Consider the following 3044-nt stretch of genomic DNA (forward strand, 5'->3'; position numbering starts at 1 on the left):
AGCTGATCCAGCTCAAGCTGGCCAAGATGGAGATCGCGCGAATCAACGTGCAGAACATGGTCTTTCAGATGATCGAGCGCGCCAAGGCCGGTAAGGAGCCGACGCTGGCCGAGGCGTCGGCGATCAAGCTGTACTCGTCGGAGGCGGCCACCGACGTTGCGATGGAGGCCGTGCAGCTGTTCGGCGGCAACGGCTACATGGCCGAATACCGCGTGGAACAGCTGGCCCGCGACGCGAAGTCGCTGATGATCTATGCCGGCAGCAACGAGGTCCAGGTCACCCACATCGCCAAGGGCCTGCTTGCGGACTGAGCGCCAAAGTAGATCGCCGAGCGTGTTCGCAGTGCGAAAATTCGGCTGAAACCTCGCAGCGAATGCACGCTCGGCGTGACGGTTAGCCCACAACCCAAATCGCCCGTGCCGCCGGGCTGCCCAGATCGACGGTGCTCTCGGCGCCGTCGGCGGATTCGATCGCCACCGAAATCATGCCCGCGAATTCCCGGCGGGTCAGCACCCGCAGCCGCGAGTCGAGGTGTATTCCGACGCCGGTGAAATAGCGCAGCATCTCCGGGTCGGCGTCGGAGATGCGGGCCACCGTCCCGGTGTCCCCGTCGCCGCACGCCCACAGCTGGCGGGCCGGCGGGGTGGGGACCTGCCCGTCGGAGGCCGGGATCGGGTCGCCGTGCGGGTCGCGCTGGGGGTATCCCAGCTTGGCGTCGATGCGGGCCACCAGCCGGTCGGACACCGCATGCTCGAGCACCTCGGCCTCGTCGTGCACCTCGTCCCAGCCGTAGCCGAGCTCATTGACCAGGAAGGTCTCCAGCAATCGGTGCCGGCGCACCACCTCGAGGGCGGCGCGGCGCCCGGCCTCGGTCAGCGTCACCGCGCCGTACTTCTCGTGGTCGACGAGGCCCTGCTCGGCGAGTTTGCGGATCGACTCCGAGGCCGTGCTCGCCGACACCCCGATCCGGTCGGCCAGCATTTTGGTGCTGACTTTCTCGATCGACCATTCCTGGGCATTCCAGATGACCTTCAGGTAGTCCTGACCGACCGCGGTGATACCGCCTGGATCATCGTCAGCCCTCACAAGCAGAAAGTTTAGGCAACCCACACCTGATTCGGCGTGCCGCGCCGGGATCTGGGCTGGGCACCCCATGTCCCGGCCCGGCGCCGTAGGCTTGCGGTCGTGCAGCGGTGGCGCGGCCAAGACGAGATTCCCACGGACTGGGGCAGATGCGTGGTCACCATCGGGGTGTTCGACGGTGTGCATCGCGGCCACGCCGAGCTGATCGCGCACGCGGTGAAAGCCGGCCGAGCGCGCAACGTGCCGGCCGTGCTGATGACGTTCGACCCGCACCCGATGGAAGTGGTCTATCCGGGCAGCCACCCCGCGCAGCTGACCACGCTGACCCGTCGGGCGGAGCTCGTCGAGGAGCTGGGCATCGACGTCTTCCTGGTGATGCCGTTCACCAGCGACTTCATGAAGCTCACCCCGGACCGCTACGTCCACGAGCTGCTGGTGGAGAACCTGCACGTGGTCGAGGTCGTGGTGGGGGAGAACTTCACGTTCGGCAAGAAGGCGGCCGGCAACGTCGAAACCCTGCGTCGCGCAGGCGACCGGTTCGGCTTCGCCGTGGAGTCGATGTCGCTGCTGTCCGAACACCACAGCAACGAGACCGTGACGTTCTCGTCCACCTACATCCGTTCCTGCGTGGACGCGGGCGACATGGTGGCGGCCACGGAGGCGCTGGGCCGCCCGCACCGCGTCGAGGGTGTCGTCGTGCGGGGCGAGGGGCGGGGCGCCGAGCTGGGCTTTCCCACCGCGAATGTCGCGCCGCCGATGTATTCGGCCATCCCGGCCGACGGCGTGTACGCGGCCTGGTTCACCGTGCTCGGGCACGGACCGGTGACCGGCACCGTCGTCCCGGGGGAGCGCTACCAGGCCGCGGTGTCCGTCGGCACCAACCCGACCTTCTCCGGGCGCACCCGCACCGTCGAGGCGTTCGTTCTGGACACCACCGCCGACCTGTACGGGCAGCATGTTGCCCTGGACTTCGTTTCGCGCATCCGCGGACAGCGCAAGTTCGACACGGTGAAAGCCCTCGTCGTCGCGATGGGTGACGACACCGAACGGGCCCGCGCGCTGCTCACGGATTGAGCCGACGACGATTCGAGGCGGGCGACGCCCAGCTGCTAAACTGCCGGACGACATCGGCGCGTGCTGCGGTTCGCGGTGGCCGCGCCTTGAATTCCAGTGATCGCGGACCAATTGATGGAGATATTTTCGTGGCGCTTACAGCCGAGCAAAAAAAGGAGATCCTGACCTCCTACGGCCTGCACGACACCGACACCGGGTCCCCGGAGGCCCAGGTCGCGCTGCTGACCAGGCGGATCGCCGACCTGACCGAGCACCTCAAGGTGCACAAGCACGACCACCACTCGCGGCGCGGACTGCTGCTGCTGGTGGGCCGCCGGCGCCGGTTGCTCAAGTACGTGTCCCAGATCGACGTGGCGCGCTACCGCTCCCTCGTCGAGCGGCTGGGCCTGCGTCGCTGACTCCTGGCAAATCCCGATGCCCGCTAAGCGGCTGAGTTCGCCGTGTAGAGTAGGGGCGTTCTGGGCCGCTTCGGCCCGAGCAAACGGTGCGGTTTGCGCAGACCCGCGTGAACCGTTCCAGCACGTCACAAGGGAGCAGCCCGGCCTGTATCGGGCGGTCTTCGGTAGTGGCTGCCGGGCTCTCCGGATCTGGGGCAGGTCGGCCGCTTCGATCGATGGCCGTAGCCGCATTCAGACTTCTTCCTCCTAGGGAAGCTCTCGGGTTACTCGCGGGTGACGACGCGAAATAGCTCAATACCCAGAGAGGCCATACGGACACCCATGTCTGTAGCTGAAATTGAAAAAGGCGTGTTCGAGGCGACCGCCACCATCGACAACGGGAGCTTCGGCACCCGCACCGTGCGTTTCGAGACGGGTCGGTTGGCCCAGCAGGCCGCCGGCGCCGTGGTCGCTTACCTGGACGACGAGAACATGCTGCTCTCGGCGACC

5 protein-coding genes are annotated in these 3044 nt (G+C 67.0%); 4 read left to right on the plus strand and 1 reads right to left on the minus strand.

All coding sequences use genetic code 11. The annotated features are described in order from the left end of the window. The coding region (locus tag JWP83_RS00780) for an acyl-CoA dehydrogenase family protein (protein ID WP_297724688.1) at window positions 1-311 on the plus strand (311 nt) is incomplete at its 5' end. Window positions 312-393: 82 nt separating this feature from the next. Here the strand turns inward: JWP83_RS00780 and mntR are convergent. Then, the gene (gene mntR / locus JWP83_RS00785; protein WP_297724691.1) at window positions 394-1086 is read right to left on the minus strand and encodes a manganese-binding transcriptional regulator MntR; all 693 of its coding nucleotides are present in this window, start codon (window positions 1084-1086) and stop codon (window positions 394-396) included. Window positions 1087-1185: 99 nt separating this feature from the next. Between mntR and JWP83_RS00790 the strand changes: the two genes are divergently transcribed. The 3 genes from JWP83_RS00790 to JWP83_RS00800 all read left to right on the plus strand — a co-directional run. Continuing rightward, window positions 1186-2157, plus strand: coding sequence for a bifunctional riboflavin kinase/FAD synthetase (locus tag JWP83_RS00790; protein ID WP_297724694.1), 972 nt, complete (start codon window positions 1186-1188; stop codon window positions 2155-2157). A gap of 128 nt (window positions 2158-2285) precedes the next feature. Further along, window positions 2286-2555, plus strand: a complete 270-nt coding sequence (rpsO, locus tag JWP83_RS00795; RefSeq protein WP_297724697.1) for a 30S ribosomal protein S15 — start codon at window positions 2286-2288, stop codon at window positions 2553-2555. A gap of 321 nt (window positions 2556-2876) precedes the next feature. Continuing rightward, a partial coding sequence (locus JWP83_RS00800) for a hypothetical protein (protein WP_297724700.1) occupies window positions 2877-3044 on the plus strand: 168 nt, incomplete at its 3' end.

Source organism: Mycobacterium sp. (genome assembly GCF_025965855.1).
In the GTDB taxonomy this organism is placed as follows: Bacteria; Actinomycetota; Actinomycetes; order Mycobacteriales; family Mycobacteriaceae; genus Mycobacterium.